This is a genomic window from Streptomyces sp. NPDC008137, from assembly GCF_042957035.1.
Lineage (GTDB): Bacteria > Actinomycetota > Actinomycetes > Streptomycetales > Streptomycetaceae > Streptomyces.
In genome coordinates this window covers 39,600-58,158 of record NZ_JBIBHN010000013.1, presented here as the reverse complement: position 1 = coordinate 58,158, position 18,559 = coordinate 39,600, and the positions used below count along the sequence as shown (strand labels likewise).

Sequence of the window (18,559 nt, the reverse complement as noted above, 5' to 3'; positions counted from 1 at the left end):
GATGAGCACCATCACGACCGAGGAACTCGCGGAGACCACCCTGCTGCGGTTCGCCACCGCCGGTTCCGTCGACGACGGCAAGTCCACCCTGGTGGGCCGGCTGCTGCACGACTCCAAGTCGGTCCTCACCGACCAGCTGGAGGCCGTGGAGCGCGCTTCGGCGAGCCGGGGCCAGGAGGCGCCGGACCTCGCGCTGCTGACGGACGGGCTGCGGGCCGAGCGGGAGCAGGGCATCACCATCGACGTGGCGTACCGCTACTTCGCCACTCCCCGGCGCCGGTTCATCCTCGCCGACACCCCCGGCCATGTGCAGTACACGCGGAACATGGTCACCGGCGCGTCCACCGCCGAGCTGACGGTCATCCTGGTCGACGCGCGCAACGGCGTCGTCGAGCAGACCCGCCGGCACGCGGCCCTCGCCGCCCTGCTGCGCGTCCCGCACGTGGTCCTCGCGGTCAACAAGATGGACCTCGTCGCGTACGAGGAGAAGGTGTTCGCCGCCATCGCCGAGGAGTTCACGGCGTACGCGACCGAGCTGGGCGTCCCCGAGGTCACCGCGATCCCGATCTCGGCGCTCGTCGGCGACAACGTGGTGGAGCCTTCCGCGAACATGGACTGGTACGGCGGCCCGACGGTGCTGGAGCACCTGGAGACGGTGCCGGTCAGCCACGACCTGAGCCACTGCCACGCCCGGCTGCCCGTGCAGTACGTGATCCGGCCGCAGAACTCCGACCACCCGGACTACCGGGGGTACGCCGGTCAGATCGCGGCCGGTTCCTTCCACGTCGGCGAGCAGATCACCGTGCTGCCCTCGGGCCGCACGTCGAAGGTCGCCGGCATCGACCTGCTGGGCGAGCCGGTCGACGTCGCGTGGACCACGCAGTCGGTGACCCTCCTGCTGGAGGACGACATCGACATCTCGCGCGGCGACCTGATCGTGCCCACCAAGGACGCGCCCGCGACCACGCAGGACATCGAGGCGACCGTCTGCCATGTCGCGGACGCCCCGCTGACCGTCGGCCACCGGGTGCTGCTCAAGCACGGCACCCGCACGGTCAAGGCGATCGTCAAGGACATCCCGTCCCGTCTCACGCTCGACGACCTGTCCCTGCACCCGCACCCGGGACAGCTCGTCGCCAACGACATCGGCCGGGTGAAGATCCGTACCGCCGAGCCGCTGCCGGTCGACTCCTACTCGGACTCGCGCCGCACCGGCTCGTTCATCCTGATCGACCCGAACGACGGCCAGACCCTCACCGCCGGCATGGTCGGCGAGTCCTTCGCCGCCCCGGAGCCCGTCAAGGACGAGGCCGAGGACGACGGGTGGGACTTCTGACATGACCTCCCCCGACTTCTACTCCACGTTCGCGAAGGAGGGCGGCCGCGTCGGCAGCGGTGCTCTCGGCAGCGGGCAGGGCGGAGTGGCGCGATGTGTGCGCTGACGTACGCGCACCGCACGCGCGCCCTCACCCCCCACCGCCGTAGACGAAAACCTGCCGACCTCCCGGCCACGACCTGAGAGACCGTGACCGCCGGGCCTCCGAGAGGAACACCTCCCGTGCCTGCATCATCCGCTCTGCGCCGATCCCTCGCGGTCATAGCCGCACTCCCGCTGCTCACCCTGGCCGCCTGCGGCTACGGCTCCCAGGCCAAGGACGACGGGGGCGTCAAGGTCGCCGCCGGGGCGAAGAAGATCGACGGTCTCGACTCCGTGAAGATCGGCTACTTCGGCAACCTGACCCACGGCACGGCGCTGGTGGGCATGCAGAAGGGCTTCTTCCAGAAGGCCCTCGGCGCCACCGAGGCAGATCCCGCGATCTTCAACGCAGGCCCCTCCGAGATCGAGGCGCTGAACTCCAAGTCCATCGACATCGGCTGGATCGGCCCCTCCCCGGCGATCAACGGCTACACCAAGGCCGCCGGCAAGAACCTGCGCATCATCGGCGGTTCGGCGTCCGGCGGGGTGAAGCTGGTGGTCAACCCGGACAAGATCAAGTCGCTGAAGGACGTCAAGGGCAAGCGGATCACCACCCCGCAGCTCGGCAACACGCAGGACGTGGCGTTCCTCAACTGGGCCGCCGAGCAGGGCTGGAAGGTCGACCCGCAGAGCGGCAAGGGCGACGTCACGGTCGTCCGCAGCGACAACAAGGTCACCCCGGACGCCTACAAGTCCGGGTCCGTCGACGGCGCCTGGGTACCGGAGCCGACCGCTTCGAAGCTGGTCGCCGAGGGCGGCAAGGTGCTGCTCGACGAGGCGTCGCTGTGGCCCGACAAGAAGTTCGTGATCACGAACATCATCGTGCGGCAGGAGTTCCTCAAGGAGCACCCGAAGGTCGTCGAGGCCGTGCTCAAGGGCTCGGTCGAGACCAACAAGTGGATCAACGCCAACCCGGAAGCGGCGAAGGCGGCGGCGAACAAGCAGCTGGAGGCCGACTCGGGCAAGGCGCTGCCGGCCGAGGTGCTGGACCCGGCGTGGAAGTCCATCCAGTTCACCGACGACCCGCTGGCCTCCACCCTCAGCACCGAGGCCGAGCACGCCGTGAAGGCGGGGCTGCTGCAGAAGCCGGACCTGAACGGCATCTACGACCTCGCGCCGCTGAACAAGGTCCTGAAGGCCGAGGGCGCGCCCACGGTCGACGACGCCGGTCTCGGCGCGAAGTAAGCCCGCATCCCGAAGCCGCATCTTGAAGACTTCCCAGGAGGTGACGACCATGGCCACCACCCTCGCCAAGGCCGCCGACGGCACCGAGTCGGCCACGCACGCCGCCCGGATCGAACACGTTTCGAAGTCGTTCGCGGGCCCCGCCGGGCAGCAGCTCGTCCTGGACGACATCACCCTCGATGTCGCGCCCGGCGAGTTCGTCACCCTCCTGGGGGCCTCGGGCTGCGGCAAGTCCACGCTGCTCAACCTGGTGGCGGGCCTGGACCGGCCCACCGTCGGCGAGATCACCACGGACGGCCGCCCGGCGCTGATGTTCCAGGAGCACGCGCTGTTCCCGTGGCTGACCGCGGGCAAGAACATCGAACTCGCCCTGAAGCTGCGGGGCATCGCCAAGGCCGAGCGCCGCGAGCGGGCCGAGGAGCTGCTCGAACTCGTCCGGCTGAAGGGCGCGTACGGCAAGCGGGTGCACGAGCTGTCGGGCGGTATGCGCCAGCGTGTCGCGCTGGCGCGGGCGCTCGCGCAGGAGAGCAAGCTGCTGCTGATGGACGAGCCGTTCGCGGCGCTGGACGCCATCACGCGGGACGTGCTGCACGACGAGCTGACCCGCATCTGGCGCGAGACGCAGCTTTCCGTCCTGTTCGTCACGCACAACGTGCGCGAGGCGGTCCGGCTCGCGCAGCGCGTGGTGCTGCTGTCCTCCCGCCCGGGCAGGATCGCCCGTGAGTGGACGGTGGACATCCCGCACCCGCGCCGCATCGAGGACACCCAGGTGGCGGAGCTGTCCGTCGAGATCACCGAAGAACTGCGTGGGGAGATCCGCCGTCATGGCCAGCACTGATTCGACGACCGTCGCCAAGGACGGCAGCGATCTCGAGGGTCTGGAGAGGGGCCTCGACGCGCTGGAGTCGAGGCAGGCGTACCGCACTCCGTTCCGGCAGACCTTCGTGCAGAAGATCCTCCCGCCCGTCATCGCCGTCGCGCTGGTGCTGGCGGTCTGGCAGGCCCTCGTCTCGTTCAAGGTCGTCACCGACCCGACGAAGCTGCCGGCGCCGTCCGCCGTGTGGGACGTCGTCCACACGGCGTGGCTCCAGGGCGAGCTGCTCGGCTACATCTGGACCAGCGTCTCGCGCGGTCTGCTCGGCTTCTGCTTCGCCCTGCTGATCGGCACGCCGCTGGGGCTGCTGGTGGCCCGGGTGAAGTTCGTCCGCGCCGCCCTCGGCCCGATCCTGTCGGGCCTGCAGTCCCTGCCGTCCGTCGCCTGGGTTCCGCCGGCGGTGATCTGGCTGGGCCTGAACAACTCGATGATGTACGCGGTGATCCTGCTCGGCGCGGTCCCGTCGATCGCCAACGGCCTGGTCTCAGGTGTCGACCAGGTGCCGCCGCTGTTCCTGCGCGCGGGCCGCACGCTCGGCGCCACGGGCCTGAAGGGCACCTGGCACATCGTCCTGCCGGCCGCCCTGCCGGGTTACGTGGCGGGCCTGAAGCAGGGCTGGGCGTTCTCCTGGCGCTCGCTCATGGCCGCGGAGATCATCGCGTCCTTCCCCGACCTCGGTGTGGGTCTCGGCCAGTTGCTGGAGAACGGCCGCAACGCCAGCGACATGGCCATGGTGTTCGAGGCCATCCTGCTCATCCTGATCGTCGGCATCGCCATCGACCTGCTCATCTTCAGCCCGCTGGAGCGGTGGGTGCTGCGCAACCGCGGCCTGCTGGTGAAGAGCTGATCCCATGACCAACAAGCCTGTCCTCCTCGTCATCGCCCACGGCAGCCGCGATCCGCGGCACGCCGCGACCGTGCACGCCCTGGTACGGCGGGTCCGCACCCTGCGCCCCGACCTGCGCGTGGAGACAGGCTTCCTGGACTTCAACGTCCCCTCGGTGCAGGGGGTCCTGGAGTCCCTGGCGGTCCAAGGCGTCCGTGACGTCGTGGCCCTCCCTCTCCTGCTGACCCGGGCGTTCCACGCCAAGGCGGACATCCCCGCGGTCCTCGCGGACGCTCCCCCGCAGCTGCGCGTCCACCAGGCGGAGGTCCTGGGCCCGTCCCCGCTGCTGTCGGCAGCGCTGGAACGGCGCCTGTACGAGGCGGGTCTCACCCCCGCCGAAAAGCCCTCGACCGGGGTCGTCCTGGCCTCGGCGGGGTCCACCGACCCGGAGGCGATCGCAGTGATCGCAGAAATCGCGCGGGAGTGGCGGCACACCGGCTGGTGCGCCGTGCGGCCTGCGTTCGCCTCCGCATCTCTCCCCCGGACGGAGGACGCCGTCCGCGAACTGCGCGCCCTCGGCTGCTCCCGGGTGGCTGTCGCCCCCTACGTCCTCGCCCCCGGCCGACTCCCGGACCGCATCGCCCGGGGCGCGGCGGAGGCAGACGTCCTGGCGGATGTGCTGGGCCCCGCGCCGGAGGTGGCGCGAGTGGTGCTGGAGCGGTACGAGGCGGCCCGGGTGCCGATGTTGCGGGCCGTGAGCGCCTGACGTCAGTCACTCCGGGGCAGCAGCGTCCCGAGGGGCCCAGGTCGAGGTTGAGGTCTTCCACGCGCAGGTCGTAGCGCGCGCAGAGTTCCCTCATGCGGTCGTCGAGGAGCATCAGGGTCAGGCCGACGCGTTCCTCCTGTTCCTCTGTCAGGTCGCCGACGTCGACGCGGTGCAGAGCCTGGCGTTCCATGAGCTGGCGGAGGAGTTCGACGACCGTCAGGACGAGTTTGACCAGGTCGCGTTCGACGGTGTCGGGGTCGGCGGTCAGACGGCGGGTGGCCGGGGGCATGGTGCCTCGCTGATCTGGGAGAGTGCCGACGCGGCCACGGGGGCGATGACCGCGCGCAGGTCGATGCGGACCAGGTCGACGTCGGCGATGGACAGGACGAGGTCGCCGGTGACGACGACACCGCCCTGGAGGAGCCGGTCGAGCAGGTCGATGAGGGCCACCGGGCGGTCGGCGTAGGGGGCGACACTCACGCGGCGGGCTCCGACTGCGGTTCCGGCTGGAGCGCGAAGGAGTAGGGCGCCCAGGGGCCGGTCACCTCCACGCGCAGGCCGGGGACGCCGTCGGCGGCCGCCAGTATGCCGGTGCGGAAGGCGTCGACGCCGTCGGCCCGGACGAGGTAGGCGTCGTTGACGACGTTGGTGCCCGGGCCCGAGCCCGCGAGACTGCCGCGTTGCGGGCTGTGTGCCACGCGGTCGACGGCGAGGGCGCGGGCCGTCTCGGTGAGCTGTGCGGCGGCCTGGGCGACCATGCGCCAGGCCTCCTCGTTGCGGCGTTGTCTGCGGCGGCGGATGGACAGATAGGCGCGGCCGGCTCCGAGGCCGGTGGGCTGTTCCCGCGCTGCGTCGGCATCCGCGTCGGGCGGGGTGATGTCGGGCGTGGCGTAGAGCTTGACGCCGAGTTCCACATGGCCGGTGAGGCGCTCCAGCAGGGACAGGAAGTAGTCGCGGCGGGTGTCCAGGGCCTGCCGGGCGCTGTCCTCGTCGTGGTAGACGGTGGCCAGGCGCAGGGGCAGTACGGCGGCACCGCAGCCGACCAGGGCGGCCACCACGGCGTGGTGGGAGCGGACCGTGGACTCCAGCCAGTCCAGGTCGTCGAGGTGGGCCGCCAGGGGCGCCTCGGCGTAGTCGGCGGCCGGGACGTGGCCGACGGCGAAGGCGAGCCGGTGCGTGCCGGCCGCGGGGGCTACCAGGTGGACCGGCTCTCCGGCGACCCCGCGCAGATGCGTCACCGCGGCGGTGGCCTCGGGGGTGGGGCGCAGGACGGCGTACGTGTACACGAGGTTCGGGTCGGTCATGGCTCCGGGCTCCTCTCGGCCGCTTTGAGTGCGGCGATCTCGGCACGCAGTCGTTCGTTCTCGTCGGCGAGGGACCGCTCGGGGCGGGCGGCCCTGGAGGAGAGGGAGGGGTCGTGTTCCCACCAGTCGATGCCCATCTCCTTGGCCTTGTCGACGGAGGCGACGAGCAGGCGCAGCTTGATGGTGAGCAGTTCGATGTCGAGCAGGTTGATCCGGATGTCACCGGCGATGACCACGCCCTTGTCGAGGACCCGTTCGAGGATGTCGGCGAGGTTGGCGGTCTGGCCGCCGGGCCCCTGGTCGTAGGGGGAGGGAGAGCGGGACGGTCCGGTGAGTCCGCCTGCTGCCGGGTGGGTCATGGTCGGGGGCCTCGTCTCCGGGCGTTGATCTCGTCGAGCCGGTCGAGCAGTTCGTCCTCGCGGCGGTCGTACTCGGCCCCGTCGATGCGCCCCTCCAGCAGGGCGCGTTCCAGGTCGACGAGGGCCTGGCGGACGGGGGCGGGGTCGTAGTACTGCGCCTCGGCGGCGGCCTGGAGCTGCTCGGCGGCCCAGAGGGTGGTGCGCAGGGGCGCGAGCGGGAAGGTGAGGATGCCGGTGAGCAGGCCCATGGGTGTTCCCGTCAGGCGGCGAAGCTGTAGGGGGGCAGCGGGCCGCGCAGCCGGAAGTCGTAGGCGTCGCCGTAGTCGTGGGCCAGGCCCCGGCCGGCCGCGGTGAACTCGTCGGCGCGGGCGCGTTCGACGAGGAAGGAGACGTTGAGGAAGTCGTCCTTGGACGGTTCGGCCACGACGCCGGCCCGGGCGAGCCCGGACAGCCGCCCGACGATCTCCTCGGCCTGCCGCCGCTGCCGGGCGTCGACCTGCCGGGCCACGAGTTCGCCGAGGGCGAGGCGGTCCTCGTAGGCGCCGCTGCCCTCGCGGGTGTGCCGGTTGAGCCGGCGGGCCTCCTCGGACCCGTCGAGCACCTCGCGCAGCAGGTCGTCCTGGTCCCGGGCGGCCTTGAGGTTGTACTCGGCGGTGCCGTCCAGTTCGCCGAGCCTTCGGGCGTACTCCTCGCCCTTGTGCTCCAGGGCGCTCCTGACGGCGGTGTCGTCGGGGGCGAGCAGGCCGAACCGCATGGGGAGGACCGATCCGCCGGCCATCAGGCGTTCCTGGAGTTCCTGGTGGGCGGCGAGGTCACGGCGTTTGGGACGTAGCCCCGGGGGCGCGGCGCTGACCACGGCGGCGAGCGGCCCGTGGACGAGCACCCGCGGGGGCTCCTCGGTCCCGCCGACGGTGCGCAGGCCGTCGAGCCGCAGGGGGTGGTCGGAGCGGGTGACGGCGTAGACGTAGACGCCGCTCACCGCTCCTCCTCGCGGCCCTTGTCGTCGCGGTCGAAGATGTCCCCGATCGCGTCGATGGCCCCGCCGATCGCGCCACTGGTCTTGCCCCGGGCGCCGCTCTCGACGAGGTTGCCGACGATGTCGGTGAGTTTGTCGGGGGCCTTGCGGCCTGCTTCCAGGTCGAGGCGGTTGCAGGCCTCGGCGAACCGGAGGTAGGTGTCGACGCTGGCGATGACGATCCGAATGTCGATCTTCAGGATCTCGATGCCGACCAGTGAGACCCGGACGAACACGTCGATGACGAGCCCGCGGTCCAGGATCAGTTCGAGGATGTCGAAGAGTCCGGCCGAACCCGAACCGCTGGAGGTGGCGGCGGGTTGCATCCCGCCGGACTGCGTCATGACGGTCACGTGGGCGATTCCTCTCGCAAGAGTCCGTTCTCGTGCCGCCCGTAGGTACGGGGGTGGTGGCGGCCGTGTTCACGTGAACACGAAAAGACTTGTGGCGAGGGGGAGTTGAGGGGAAGCCGGTCGGCGCTAGCGACGCCGGTCGAGCTGGCCGCGGGCGTAGCGGCGCACCCGCTCGTAGCCGAGCAGCCCGCCCTGCGGGTCGAGGGTGACCCGGTAGGTCGCCATGATCGTCATGGTGTCGGGGACCCGCTCCAGCTCCACGACCTCCACGTCCGCGCTCCAGCCGTCCGGGGTGGGGCGGACGGCGGTGACGGAGTCGGGTGTCGTGCCGAGCAGCTCGGCGAGCTGGGCCGCCGCGCCGCGCATGGCCTGGAGGGCCGTCGTACGACCGGAGGGCGTCGTCTGATCATCGGTGCTCGTCATGGCCCTACGGTGCCAAGGCCCCGGGGCGCGTGGGGGCGATTCGGCCAAACGTCCGGCGTCACCGCGCCTGTTCGCTGAAGGGAGTCGCCTGGTGGAAGTAGAGCAGCCACCCGTTCTCCGTACGCCGCCACAGGGAGCTGCGGTGCGCGCGCCTGCCGTCGTACTCGGTGTCGAAGGTGAGGTGGACGAGGTCGGGGGCCAGTTGGACGCCGCGCATCCGGGAGGTGGTGATCGGCGGGGACTCGATGTCGGTGCTCTCGGCCAGGGAGGCGATGATGGCGGCCCGGTCCCAGTGCCGCCCGGAGGCTCCGAACTCGTGGAAGCCGGGGTGCAGCAGCGCCCCGGCCCGTTCGGGCGAGCGGCGGACCTCCGGGGTGAGCAGCGCCAGTTCGCGATCGATGACGGTCTCGACGGCGGGGTCGTCCTCAGGCACGGGTCATCTCCACCAGCTTCACGACGGTGTTCCAGTTGCGGGTCGTGGCGATCACACCCTTGTTGATGCGGGGCTTCGACAGGTGTTCGGCCAGTTTGGAGCGGCCGAGGCCGTTCGGGGCGTACAGGTACAGGGCGCGGTCGCCGAGGCGGAATTCCTCGGGGAGGTAGGAGGGCTGGTCGATCTCCGCGAAACGGTCGGGGGCCACGGGTGCCGAGAAGTAGGTGACGTGGAGCTGCTTGGCCTCCAGCTCGGCGGCCGGGAACGGGCACGCGTCGGCGATCGCCTTCAGATAGGCGTGGTCGCGCACGATCACGTCGACGCCGAAGCCGAAATGCCGCTCGACGGCCTGCGCGATCCCGTCCGCCAGCGACCGCTCGTCACCGTGACCGGCGGTGAACACCGCCTGGCCGCTCTGAAGATACGTGCGCACGCCCTCGTGGCCGAGGTTCTCCAGGAGGGTGCGGAGGTCCGCCATCGGGACCTTCCTGCTGCCGCCCACATTGATGCCGCGCAGCAGTGCCGCGTACGTCGTCGTCATCCGCACACCTTAGGACGGCCGTCGTGCCCCGTGGGGGCGGGCACGACGGCCGTCGGCGGGCGGCTGCCCGGCCCCGTAAATTACTCATCGGTCACCGCGAGGCACAACCGTCTGCTCAGGATCCACACAGTGTGTGTAAGGGGCCACGGTCCCTCGCGGTCCTCCCCAGTGGGGAGAGGGCCAGGTCCATGGGGATGAGTTCCGGCCCCGCCACTTCACCGGGCAGCACGAGGTGATGGTTTTATCCGGCCCATACCTTCGAAACGAAAGGGGGCGGCAGGGGGCCGCCACCGCTGTACGAGGGGGCGAGCCCGTCATGGGGAACGGAGATACACGGGTGCGGGGCCTGGCCGCCCGGGCCGGCGGCTGGAGCGCCCGGCACCGATGGGCCGCCGTCGGCATCTGGGTGCTGTTCGTCTTCCTGGCGATGGGGCTCGGTTCGGCGGCGGGCCGGGTCGACGTCAAGGACAGCGACCAGCTGAAGGGGGAGACGCACACCGCCGCGCGGATCATCGAGGACGCCGGGATCGTCGAGCCGGCCGGTGAGAGCGTCCTGATCCAGGCCAGGGGCGGTGGTCTCCAGGCCACGGACGCCGAGTTCAGGAGTGCCGTGACCGCCGTGGTCGAGGCCATCGAGGGGACCGGCGAGGTCACCGACGTGACCTCGCCGTACGACACGAAGACGATCTCGAAGGACGGGCGCAGCGCGCTCGTGCAGTTCGACATGCGCGGCGCGGCGGACACCGCCGGAGAGCGGGTCGAGCCGGTGCTGAAGGCCGTCGAGGGCGTCCAGGAGGACCACGCGTCGCTGCGGATCGAGGAGATCGGCGGCGCCAGCATGATGAAGACGTTCGACGACGCGTTCGGGGACGACTTCAAGAAGGCCGAGTACTCCGCGGTGCCGGTGGCCTTCGGCATCCTGCTGATCGCGTTCGGCGCGCTGGTCGCGGCGCTGCTGCCGGTGGTGCTGGCGATCACCGCGATCATGGCGACGATGGGTCTGATGGGCGTGGTCAGCCATGTGATGCCGATGAGCGACACCGCGAACTCCGTGATGCTGCTGGTCGGTCTGGCCGTCGGCGTCGACTACTGCCTGTTCTACCTGCGCCGCGAGCGCGAGGAGCGCGAGGCCGGCCGGGACGCGCAGACGGCTCTCAGGATCGCCGCCGCGACCAGTGGCCGGGCGATCGTCGTCTCGGGTGTCACGGTGTGCGTGGCGATGGCGGGCATGCTGTTCACCGGCCTCGCCGAGTTCGAGGCGATGGGCCTGGCGTCGCTGATGGTGGTGGCCGTGGCGATGGTGGGGTCCGTGACGGTGCTGCCCGCGCTGCTTTCGCTGCTGGGCGAGCGCGTGGAGAAGGGCCGCATTCCGTTCCTGAACCGGCGCAAGCCGGGCGCCCGCCAGGACAGCCGGTTCTGGACGGCCGTACTGCGGCGCGTCCTCGCCCGGCCCGTGATCGCCGTGGCGGTGGCGGCCGGTGCGCTGCTGGCCATCACGGCTCCCGCGCTCGGCATGAAGACCCAGCAGTTCACGCTGGACCAGGAGTTCGGCGACTCGCTGCCGATCGTGCAGACGTACAACCGGCTCAACGAGGCCTTCCCGGGCGGCTCGGAGCCGGCCGAGGTGGTCGTCAAGGCGGACGACATCAACGCGCCGGAGGTGAAGTCCGCGCTCGCCGACTTCCGTGACCGCGCCATCAGTTCGGGCGCCTCGCGCGGCCCGGTGGAGATCAAGCTGCACGACGCGCGGGACGTCGCGTTCGTCTACGTCCCGCTGGTCGGCGGCTCCGACCAGGACAAGGCGGGCGAGAGCCTGGACAAGCTGCGTGACGAGGTGCGTCCGGCCACGCTCGGCAGGGTCGACGGGGTCGAGGCGCCGATCACCGGGCAGATCGCGGGGTCGAAGGACTTCAACGACCAGCTGGCCGGAGCCGTCGTCCCGGTCTTCGCGTTCGTCGTGGTCTTCGCCTTCGCGCTGATGCTGCTGTCGTTCCGCTCACTGACGATCGCGCTCACCTCGATCGTGCTGAACCTACTGTCCGTGGGCGCGGCCTACGGCATCCTCGTCGCGGTCTTCCAGCACGGCTGGGGCGCCTCCCTGGTGGGCGCGGAGGGCGTCGGCGCGATCATCACCTGGCTGCCGCTGTTCCTGTTCGTGATCCTGTTCGGCCTGTCGATGGACTACCACGTGTTCGTGGTCTCCCGGATACGGGAGGCGCGGCTGCGGGGACTGGAGACGAAGGACGCCATCCGGCACGGCGTGGTCACCACGGCCGGGGTCGTCACCAGTGCCGCGGTCATCATGGTCGCCGTGTTCGCGATCTTCGGGACGCTGTCCATGCAGTCCATGAAGCAGATGGGCGTCGGGCTCGCGGCCGCGGTGCTCATCGACGCGACGATCATCCGGGGTGTGCTGCTGCCGGCGGTCATGGCACTGCTCGGGGAGCGCAACTGGTATCTGCCGAAGTGGCTGCACCGGCTGCCGGACCTCACGCACGACGAGACGCCGCTTGCGGTCGTCGCGGGATCGGCGGCGCGGGACGACGAGGGCGAGCCCGTCAAGGTCTGATCCTCGCCGTCGCAACGAAGGGCCCGTTGGTTCCCGTGGGAGGGGGCCGACGGGCCCTCTGGATCGCTCCGACTAGAGCCGGCGAGCGGGCAGTTCCGCCTCGATGAGGTCGGCCGCGCGGGGTGTGCCGCCCTCCTGGGCCAGCTCGGCCTGGAGGTCCTTCAGACGGCGGGCGACCTCCGGGTCGCCGAGCAGGGCGAGGGCCGTCTCGCGCAGGGTGTCGGCGGTCGCCTCCTCGGTGGGGACGCATTGGGCGACGCCGAGGCTCTGGAGGACCTCCGCGTTGCCGAACTGGTCGGCCGCCTGCGGTACGGCGATCATCGGCGTGGCAGTGGCGAGGCCCTCCTGGCTGCCGCCCGCGCCGGCGTGCGTCACGAACAGATCGGCCTGCCTCAGGATCGCCGGCTGCGGAACCCAGGAGTGAACTTCGACGTTCGCCGGGACCTCCCCCAGTTCGGCCGGGTCGACGTGCTTGCCGATCGACAGCACCAGATGCCAGCCGGGCAGGTCGCCGAACGCCTTGACGCACTCCCGGTAGAAGCCGGGCTGCTTGGTGAAGGCTGACCCGAGGGAGACGAGCACGACCTTCTCGGCACCGGCCGGCCGCTGCCAGTCGCCCTCCGTGGTGCGCCGGCCCTGGCATGCTCCTACGAAGGTGTACACGCTCTCGTCGACACGGTCCGCGCTCCACTGGAATGCCCTCGGGATCAGGACGAGCGAGCGGTCGGGCCGGCCCACGAACGGGTCGGGGTGCTGGGTGATCCCGTTCTCCTCCAGCCAAGCCTGGAACCGGGCGTAATAGGCGCGCCCGCGCTCGGTCTTCCTCGGCTCCGCCCACATCGGCTCGGCGACCTCCTCCTCGTATCCCTCCCAGGCGACCATGGCCGGTGACAGGGAGATCGCGGGAACGCCCCAGCGGTGGGCCAGGACGCGAGCCGGATAGGCGGCGATGTCGTGCAGCACGAGGTCCGGCTCGTCGCCCTCGTAGGCCTCGATCAGCTGCGGGAGTGCCTGGATCGCGTCGTCGAGGAACGGCTCCATGATCTCCAGCAACTCGCTCCCCCAGGCGTCCGGGTCGTCGTCGGGCGAGGGCAACGTGGAGTTCCAGGGCTTCACCTCGGCACCGGTGTCCGCGACCTTCGCCGCGAAGACCGGCGGGATCGCGTAGGTCACCCGGTGGCCGCGCGCCACTAGCTCGCGGATCACCTCGAGGCTCGGGTTCACGTGGCCATGGGCCGCGATGGAGAACATGGCGATGTGCGCGCGACTGGTCATGGACCGACCGTACGCGAGACGAGACGTCTCGTGCAACATTTAGGCAGTCCGCGAGGCAGACCGGTTTCACAGACCTTCCGACCCACCGTCGTAATTCTTCCGTTACCATTCGCGCCATGTTCGATCACATGACCATCGCAATCTGAACGACCATGACCACGCACTCCATACCTCCGTCCCGCGGCCGCCGCAGGGGCCATGGCCCCACGCGCTCCGCAAGCCGCCGCGGACGGAAGGGCCCTCTGTTAGCCGGCCTGTCCGCGCTGGCGCTGCTCGGGGTGGCCGGACTCGCCGCGGTGGAATGGACGTCGGCGAAGCGCGGGGGTACGGCGGCAGAGGCCGGCTCCGGCCCGGCGACCGAGCCCGCGCCCGACTCCCCGTCCACCACCGCTCCAGCCAGGCCCCTCACCCCGTCGGACCCGCCCTCCCCGACCGCCTCACCCTCCCCCTCCCTGTCTCCCTCTCCCTCCGCACGGCCGAAGATCCCCGCTACCGGCCCCGGCACCTTCACCGTCGCCCCCGGCTCGGGCCCCAAGGCAGGAAAGGGCACGGCCCTGCGCTACCGGGTCGATGTCGAGGACGGCATCGAACTGTCCGCCCCGGACGTGGCGGAGCAGGTGGAGGACGTCCTGGCCGACCGGCGCGGCTGGACGGCGGACGGCCGCTCCGCGTTCCGGCGGGTGTCGGGCGGGCCCGCCGACTTCGTCGTGAAGGTCGCCACCGCCGGGACCGTGGACAAGATCTGCGGGCAGTACGGCCTGGACACCGGCGGCGAGGTCAACTGCAACGTGGCCAAGAACGTCATGGTCAACCTCAAGCGCTGGCTCCTGGCGACTCCCGTCTACGCCAAGGACGTCAAGGCCTACCGGGCCCTCATCATCAACCACGAGGTCGGCCACTTCCTCGGCCACGGCCACGTCGGCTGTCCCGGCCCCGGCAGGCCGGCCCCCGCGATGATGCAGCAGATCAAAGGCATGCGCGGCTGCGCGCCCAACGTCTGGCCGTACGACGAGCAGGGCCGCCACCTCACGGGACCCGCCGTGCCGTGAACGGAGCCGGACCGGCGACGCCGTCAGCGCTGATAGCGCGCCAGCACCAAGTTGCCCTCCTTCTCCAGCCGTTCGCGCAGTGCGCCGAGCCCGATGGCCCCGCTGTAGTACTCCTGCAGCGCCGGGGTCGCCACTTTGTCCTTCCACTCGGGGTAGCCCCGCACCGTCTGCGCGGGTGCCGGGCGCAGCTGCCCGGCGAGGGCGGTGCCGGTGGCCCAGCCGTGCTCGGACGTGCGCAGGGCCGGGTCGGCCAGCGCCTGGGTGCCGGTGGGCAGCATCCAGTCGCCGAGGGCGAGGCGGACCATGTTCGGCGGTCTGAGGAGGAAGTCGATGAAGGCGGCGGCCTCCTTCTTGTGCGGGCAGTCCTCGGCGACCGAGAGGGTCTGCGGGCTGACTCCCTGGGTGAGCCCTCCGGCGCCGGCCGGGGCCGGCAGCACCTGCCATTCGAAGCCCTTCGGCGCCTGCTGCACGATCTGCTGACGGTAGGAGAAGCCGAGCGGGACCATCGCGTATCTGCCGCCGAAGAATCCGGGCAGGGTGTCGGAGCCGCCGCTGCCCAGGGTCGTGGGCGAGGCGCTGCGGTCGCTGCCGACCTGGGTGTGGATGGTGCGCGGCACCACCTGGTCGGCCTTTCCGAACCGGACCGTCACCTTGCCGTCCGCCCCGCGGTGGAAGAGCTGTCCGCCCGCTGAGAGGGAGAGGTTGAGCGTGGCGGAGACCGGTTCCTTCAGGGGCCAGGCGATGCCGTACTTCCCCCGGCCGCTGAGGCGCTCGGTGATCCGGCGGAACTCGGCCCAGCTCCACGGCTGCTCCGGCGTCGGGATCCGCACCCCGGACTGCCGGAGCCACTTCGCGTTGGCGATCAACACCCGTGGTTCCTGGAGGAACGGCACGCCGTAGACGCCGTCCCCGAAGGTGGTCGTCTCCCAGCTGCGCCGCGGGATGTCCGACTTCAGCCGCGCGGGCAGCAGGCCGGTGAGATCCGCGAGGTGGCCGCCGTAGGCGAAGTCCGCCAGGTCGTCGGAGGCGTCGTGGATGATGTCGGGCGCCTCGCCGCCCTCGAAGGCGGTGAGGAGCTGGTCGTGGACGCTGTCCCAGGAGCCCTGGACGTACTCGACCCGGACGTCCGGGTGCGTGGCGTTCCACTCCTTCACCAGCGCCTTGTTGGCCTCGACGGACTCCTCCTGCCAGGCCAGGGACTGGAAGCGCAGGGTGATCCGGCCGTCGTCGCGGGTGCCGCCGGAGGAGCAGCCGGCGAGGAGCAGCAGAAGGGCCAGGACGAGGGCCGGCAGACGGGCGCGCATCAGCTCTTCACCGCCCCGGTGAGCATGCCGCCCGTGATCCGCCGCTGGATGAGGGCGAAGACGACCAGCGAGGGCAGCGTCGCGAGGAACGCGGCGGCGGCCAGCGGGCCGAGGTCGGCGACGCCCTCGGCCCCGATGAAGTGGGTGAGCACCACCGGCAGGGTCTGTTTCTCCGGGGTCTTGAGCAGCACCAGCGCGAAGAAGAACTCGTTCCACGCGGTGATGAACGCGAACAGCGCCGTCGCCACGATGCCCGGCGCGAGCAGTGGCGCCGTCACCGACACCAGCGTCCGCAACCGGCCCGCCCCGTCGACCGCGGCGGCCTCCTCCAACTCGGCTGGCACCGCCCGCACATACCCGGCGAGCATCCACAGCGCGAAGGGCAGCGCCCACACCACGTACACCAGCACGAGACCCGGCACGGAGTTGATCATTCTGAGGTTCTTCAGGACGAGGAACAGCGGGATGATCAGCAGCACGAACGGGAACGCCTGGCTGACCACCACCCAGCCCGTCACCGCCTTCGCCAGCCGTGTGCGCCGCCGGGCGACGACGTACGCCATGGGCGTCGCGATCAGCACTGCGATGACCGCCGCCGCGAGCGCGGCGACGAGGGAGTTGAGGGCGGCGTGCAGCAGCGGCTGTTCGTCGAAGGCCTGCCGGAAGTTGTCGAGGGTGGGGTCCCTGGGGATCCACGTCGGATGCAGACTGCCCAGCTCGCGCGGCGGCTTGAACGCCGTGGAGAGCAGCCAGAGGAACGGGAAGGCGAGGAAGACGAGGTACGCGAGCAGCGCGGTGTACTGGCCGACGCGGGCCGGTACGGAGGTCCTCACGTGTCGTCACCTCCTCTGAGGCGGCCTGCGAGGAAGACCGCCAGGGCGATCGAGATCACGGCCACCATCACGCAGCCCATCGCCGCCGCGTAGCCGAACTGCCCGTAGCGGAACGCCTCTTCGTAGGCGAAGAGCATGGGCAACCGGGTCCGGCCGCCCGGTCCGCCGTTGGTGAGTACGTAGACCAGGGCGAACGAGTTGAAGTTCCAGATCAGGTTGAGCGCTGTGATGGCGAGGGCGATGGGCCTGAGAGCGGGCCAGGTGACCGTGCGGAAGCGGCGCCAGGCACCCGCCCCGTCGACCGCCGCCGCCTCGTGCAGTTCGCGCGGGGTGTTCTGGAGCCCGGCGAGCAGCGCCACCGTCGTCTGCGGCATGCCCGCCCAGACGCCGACGACGATCACTGCGGGCAGCGCGGTCGCCAGCCCGCTGAGCCAGTCGCGGCCGCCGCCCAGGCCGAGGTCACGCAGGGTCTCGTTGAGGATGCCCGCGTCCGGGTTGTAGACGAGCCGCCACATGATGCCGACGACGACCTCGGGCATGGCCCACGGGATGATCGCCAGGGCGCGGGCCAGCCAGCGCAGCCGCAGCTCCTGGTTGAGCAGCAGCGCGAGGCCCAGCGCGAGCAGGAACTGCGGCACGGTCACCCCGACCGCCCACACCAGCCCGATCCGGAACGACTCCCAGAACAGCGTGTCGCGCAGCAGGTCCCGGAAGTTGAGTCCGCCGATCCACTGCGTGGGCTCGGTGCGGCCCGACTGGGCGTCGGTGAAGGCCAGCAGGATCCCGTACAACAGCGGGCCGACGCTGAGGACCAGGATGGGGATCAGGGCGGGCAGCACCAGGAACCAGGCGCCGTGGTCCACGGCCCGGCGGGGCCGGGCCCGGTCCGGTGCCGGATCGGCCGGCTTCCTCACCTCGGTCACCGACGTCACGGCATCAGCCCCTTCGCACGGCTCGGACGGGCCAGGTCATGGTCGTCAAGGCGGCCTGCCTCGTCAAGGCACCGCGCACAGGGTCCCACCTGTGCGAATGGGAGACTGGCGGGCGGATGGCCGGAACCCGACGGCGACGCGCGAGGACCTGGACTGCGGAGGCGGACGATGGACGAGGCACGGGCGCGGGACGTACTGACCGCGGCGGGCGCGGTGGGCGGCGCGGCCCGTGAGGCGCGGCTGCTGGCGCTGGGCGAGAACGCGGTGTTCGCCGCCGGCGACCTGGTCGTCAAGGTCGGCCGTGACGCCGAGCTCCTCGACCGGGCGCGCCGCGAACTGGACGTCGCGGTGTGGCTCGCCGAGGCGGGCGTGCCCGCGGTGCGGGCGGCCGAGCCGAAGGCGCTGCTGGTCGAGGGGCACCCGGTGACGGTGTGGCACCGGCTGCCCGATGCCGTACGGCCCGCCGAGCCGCGGGATCTGGCCGAACTGCTACGGGTCGTGCACGCCACGCCTCTTCCTCCCTTCGAACTGCCGGCCCGCGATCTGCTGGGCGGTGTGGAACGCTGGCTGCGGCTCGCCGGCGACGCGATCGACCCCGCGGACGCGGCGTATCTGCGTGAGCGGCGGGACGGCTTCGCCGCGCAGGCCGCCGCGCTGACGCCGCGGCTGCCGCCCGGGCCGATCCACGGCGACGCGCTGCCCCGCAATGTGCATGTCGGCCCGGACGGGCCGGTACTGGTCGACCTGGAGACGGTCTCCGCCGACCTGCGCGAGCACGATCTGGTGGTGATGGCGCTGTCCCACGACCGGTACGGGCTCGCGGACGAGGCGTACGCGTCCTTCACCTGGACGTACGGGTGGGATGTCCGGGAGTGGGACGGGTGCTCGGTGCTGCGCGGTGCCCGGGAGACGGCCAGTTGCGCGTGGGTGGCTCAGCACGCGCCGAGCAACCCGAAGGCGCTGGCGGAGTTCGAGCGGCGGGTGGCGTCGCTGCGGGAGGGCGACGAGACGGTGCGGTGGTATCCGTTCTGACGGCCGGGG

Annotated in this window: 21 protein-coding genes and 1 pseudogene; 8 read left to right on the top strand and 14 right to left on the bottom strand. The window is 71.1% G+C overall.

The features are described 5' to 3' along the window. The first annotated feature begins 1 nt into the window (after position 1). From ACFZBT_RS21600 to ACFZBT_RS21580, 5 genes are all read left to right on the top strand, one after another. Positions 2-1,336, top strand: coding sequence for a GTP-binding protein (locus ACFZBT_RS21600; protein WP_391105781.1), 1,335 nt, complete (start codon positions 2-4; stop codon positions 1,334-1,336). 222 nt (positions 1,337-1,558) lie between these two features. Beyond that, positions 1,559-2,662 (top strand): aliphatic sulfonate ABC transporter substrate-binding protein, encoded by a 1,104-nt coding sequence (locus ACFZBT_RS21595; RefSeq protein WP_391105779.1) that lies wholly within the window; start codon positions 1,559-1,561, stop codon positions 2,660-2,662. Positions 2,663-2,711: 49 nt separating this feature from the next. Continuing rightward, positions 2,712-3,500: an ATP-binding cassette domain-containing protein gene (locus ACFZBT_RS21590; protein WP_391105777.1), complete on the top strand. Its 789-nt coding sequence runs from the start codon at positions 2,712-2,714 to the stop codon at positions 3,498-3,500. Continuing rightward, on the top strand, positions 3,487-4,383 hold the full coding sequence (locus tag ACFZBT_RS21585; protein ID WP_391105774.1) for an ABC transporter permease subunit: 897 nt from the start codon (positions 3,487-3,489) through the stop codon (positions 4,381-4,383). The genes ACFZBT_RS21590 and ACFZBT_RS21585 overlap by 14 nt, the downstream gene beginning before the upstream one ends. Positions 4,384-4,387: 4 nt before the next feature. Continuing rightward, positions 4,388-5,128: a CbiX/SirB N-terminal domain-containing protein gene (locus ACFZBT_RS21580; protein ID WP_391105772.1), complete on the top strand. Its 741-nt coding sequence runs from the start codon at positions 4,388-4,390 to the stop codon at positions 5,126-5,128. Between the two features lie 13 nt (positions 5,129-5,141). Here the strand turns inward: ACFZBT_RS21580 and ACFZBT_RS21575 are convergent. The 10 genes and pseudogenes from ACFZBT_RS21575 to ACFZBT_RS21530 all read right to left on the bottom strand — a co-directional run. Then, positions 5,142-5,405 (bottom strand): annotated as a pseudogene (locus tag ACFZBT_RS21575) (gas vesicle protein K); the annotation flags it as partial. Then, positions 5,393-5,608, bottom strand: a complete 216-nt coding sequence (locus tag ACFZBT_RS21570) for a gas vesicle protein (protein WP_382580815.1) — start codon at positions 5,606-5,608, stop codon at positions 5,393-5,395. The pseudogene ACFZBT_RS21575 and the gene ACFZBT_RS21570, both read right to left, overlap by 13 nt. Continuing rightward, a complete protein-coding gene (locus ACFZBT_RS21565; RefSeq protein ID WP_391105770.1) occupies positions 5,605-6,432 on the bottom strand; it encodes a GvpL/GvpF family gas vesicle protein in 828 nt (275 codons plus the stop codon). The genes ACFZBT_RS21570 and ACFZBT_RS21565 overlap by 4 nt, the downstream gene beginning before the upstream one ends. Further along, a complete protein-coding gene (locus ACFZBT_RS21560) occupies positions 6,429-6,791 on the bottom strand; it encodes a gas vesicle protein GvpJ (RefSeq protein WP_391105768.1) in 363 nt (120 codons plus the stop codon). Before ACFZBT_RS21560 ends, ACFZBT_RS21565 begins: the two co-directional genes overlap by 4 nt. Beyond that, positions 6,788-7,039, bottom strand: coding sequence for a gas vesicle protein GvpG (locus ACFZBT_RS21555; RefSeq protein WP_391105766.1), 252 nt, complete (start codon positions 7,037-7,039; stop codon positions 6,788-6,790). Before ACFZBT_RS21555 ends, ACFZBT_RS21560 begins: the two co-directional genes overlap by 4 nt. Before the next feature lie 11 nt (positions 7,040-7,050). Then, a complete protein-coding gene (locus tag ACFZBT_RS21550; RefSeq protein ID WP_391105764.1) occupies positions 7,051-7,770 on the bottom strand; it encodes a GvpL/GvpF family gas vesicle protein in 720 nt (239 codons plus the stop codon). Next, positions 7,767-8,150, bottom strand: a complete 384-nt coding sequence (gene gvpJ, locus ACFZBT_RS21545) for a gas vesicle protein GvpJ (RefSeq protein ID WP_391105994.1) — start codon at positions 8,148-8,150, stop codon at positions 7,767-7,769. Before gvpJ ends, ACFZBT_RS21550 begins: the two co-directional genes overlap by 4 nt. Before the next feature lie 135 nt (positions 8,151-8,285). Beyond that, positions 8,286-8,582: a gas vesicle protein GvpO gene (locus tag ACFZBT_RS21540; protein ID WP_391105762.1), complete on the bottom strand. Its 297-nt coding sequence runs from the start codon at positions 8,580-8,582 to the stop codon at positions 8,286-8,288. A 58-nt stretch (positions 8,583-8,640) separates the two neighbouring features. Further along, positions 8,641-9,015 (bottom strand): DUF4440 domain-containing protein, encoded by a 375-nt coding sequence (locus tag ACFZBT_RS21535; RefSeq protein ID WP_391105760.1) that lies wholly within the window; start codon positions 9,013-9,015, stop codon positions 8,641-8,643. Continuing rightward, on the bottom strand, positions 9,008-9,556 hold the full coding sequence (locus ACFZBT_RS21530) for a DUF1697 domain-containing protein (protein WP_391105758.1): 549 nt from the start codon (positions 9,554-9,556) through the stop codon (positions 9,008-9,010). Before ACFZBT_RS21530 ends, ACFZBT_RS21535 begins: the two co-directional genes overlap by 8 nt. Positions 9,557-9,872: 316 nt before the next feature. Here ACFZBT_RS21530 and ACFZBT_RS21525 point away from each other — a divergent pair, with 316 nt between their 5' ends. Beyond that, positions 9,873-12,125 (top strand): MMPL family transporter, encoded by a 2,253-nt coding sequence (locus tag ACFZBT_RS21525; protein WP_391105756.1) that lies wholly within the window; start codon positions 9,873-9,875, stop codon positions 12,123-12,125. Positions 12,126-12,197: 72 nt separating this feature from the next. On the opposite strand, the gene mgt is transcribed toward ACFZBT_RS21525, so the two are convergent. Continuing rightward, positions 12,198-13,439 (bottom strand): macrolide-inactivating glycosyltransferase, encoded by a 1,242-nt coding sequence (mgt, locus tag ACFZBT_RS21520; RefSeq protein ID WP_391105754.1) that lies wholly within the window; start codon positions 13,437-13,439, stop codon positions 12,198-12,200. A gap of 113 nt (positions 13,440-13,552) precedes the next feature. Here mgt and ACFZBT_RS21515 point away from each other — a divergent pair, with 113 nt between their 5' ends. Continuing rightward, a complete protein-coding gene (locus ACFZBT_RS21515) occupies positions 13,553-14,449 on the top strand; it encodes a DUF3152 domain-containing protein (RefSeq protein WP_391105752.1) in 897 nt (298 codons plus the stop codon). A 23-nt stretch (positions 14,450-14,472) separates the two neighbouring features. On the opposite strand, the gene ACFZBT_RS21510 is transcribed toward ACFZBT_RS21515, so the two are convergent. Genes ACFZBT_RS21510 through ACFZBT_RS21500 form a run of 3 tightly spaced genes read right to left on the bottom strand, consistent with a single transcriptional unit; the run spans position 14,473 to position 17,518 of the window. Further along, entirely contained in the window at positions 14,473-15,753 is a 1,281-nt protein-coding gene (locus ACFZBT_RS21510) for an extracellular solute-binding protein (RefSeq protein WP_391105750.1), read from the bottom strand. Then, positions 15,753-16,586 (bottom strand): ABC transporter permease subunit, encoded by an 834-nt coding sequence (locus ACFZBT_RS21505; RefSeq protein ID WP_391105747.1) that lies wholly within the window; start codon positions 16,584-16,586, stop codon positions 15,753-15,755. Before ACFZBT_RS21505 ends, ACFZBT_RS21510 begins: the two co-directional genes overlap by 1 nt. Beyond that, on the bottom strand, positions 16,583-17,518 hold the full coding sequence (locus ACFZBT_RS21500; RefSeq protein ID WP_391105745.1) for an ABC transporter permease subunit: 936 nt from the start codon (positions 17,516-17,518) through the stop codon (positions 16,583-16,585). The genes ACFZBT_RS21505 and ACFZBT_RS21500 overlap by 4 nt, the downstream gene beginning before the upstream one ends. Positions 17,519-17,686: 168 nt before the next feature. Between ACFZBT_RS21500 and ACFZBT_RS21495 the strand changes: the two genes are divergently transcribed. After that, the gene (locus tag ACFZBT_RS21495; protein ID WP_391105743.1) at positions 17,687-18,550 is read left to right on the top strand and encodes a phosphotransferase; all 864 of its coding nucleotides are present in this window, start codon (positions 17,687-17,689) and stop codon (positions 18,548-18,550) included. Positions 18,551-18,559: the final 9 nt, after the last annotated feature.

Coding starts and splice junctions, on each gene's coding strand:
- ACFZBT_RS21525 (WP_391105756.1), top strand. CDS start 9,873: ATGGGGAACGGAGATACACGGGTGCGGGGCCTGGCCGCCCGGGCCGGC.
- ACFZBT_RS21495 (WP_391105743.1), top strand. CDS start 17,687: ATGGACGAGGCACGGGCGCGGGACGTACTGACCGCGGCGGGCGCGGTG.
- ACFZBT_RS21555 (WP_391105766.1), bottom strand. CDS start 7,039: ATGGGCCTGCTCACCGGCATCCTCACCTTCCCGCTCGCGCCCCTGCGC.
- ACFZBT_RS21510 (WP_391105750.1), bottom strand. CDS start 15,753: ATGCGCGCCCGTCTGCCGGCCCTCGTCCTGGCCCTTCTGCTGCTCCTC.
- ACFZBT_RS21560 (WP_391105768.1), bottom strand. CDS start 6,791: ATGACCCACCCGGCAGCAGGCGGACTCACCGGACCGTCCCGCTCTCCC.
- ACFZBT_RS21530 (WP_391105758.1), bottom strand. CDS start 9,556: ATGACGACGACGTACGCGGCACTGCTGCGCGGCATCAATGTGGGCGGC.
- mgt (WP_391105754.1), bottom strand. CDS start 13,439: ATGTTGCACGAGACGTCTCGTCTCGCGTACGGTCGGTCCATGACCAGT.
- ACFZBT_RS21580 (WP_391105772.1), top strand. CDS start 4,388: ATGACCAACAAGCCTGTCCTCCTCGTCATCGCCCACGGCAGCCGCGAT.
- ACFZBT_RS21600 (WP_391105781.1), top strand. CDS start 2: ATGAGCACCATCACGACCGAGGAACTCGCGGAGACCACCCTGCTGCGG.
- ACFZBT_RS21515 (WP_391105752.1), top strand. CDS start 13,553: ATGACCACGCACTCCATACCTCCGTCCCGCGGCCGCCGCAGGGGCCAT.
- ACFZBT_RS21540 (WP_391105762.1), bottom strand. CDS start 8,582: ATGACGAGCACCGATGATCAGACGACGCCCTCCGGTCGTACGACGGCC.
- gvpJ (WP_391105994.1), bottom strand. CDS start 8,150: ATGACGCAGTCCGGCGGGATGCAACCCGCCGCCACCTCCAGCGGTTCG.
- ACFZBT_RS21565 (WP_391105770.1), bottom strand. CDS start 6,432: ATGACCGACCCGAACCTCGTGTACACGTACGCCGTCCTGCGCCCCACC.
- ACFZBT_RS21585 (WP_391105774.1), top strand. CDS start 3,487: ATGGCCAGCACTGATTCGACGACCGTCGCCAAGGACGGCAGCGATCTC.
- ACFZBT_RS21590 (WP_391105777.1), top strand. CDS start 2,712: ATGGCCACCACCCTCGCCAAGGCCGCCGACGGCACCGAGTCGGCCACG.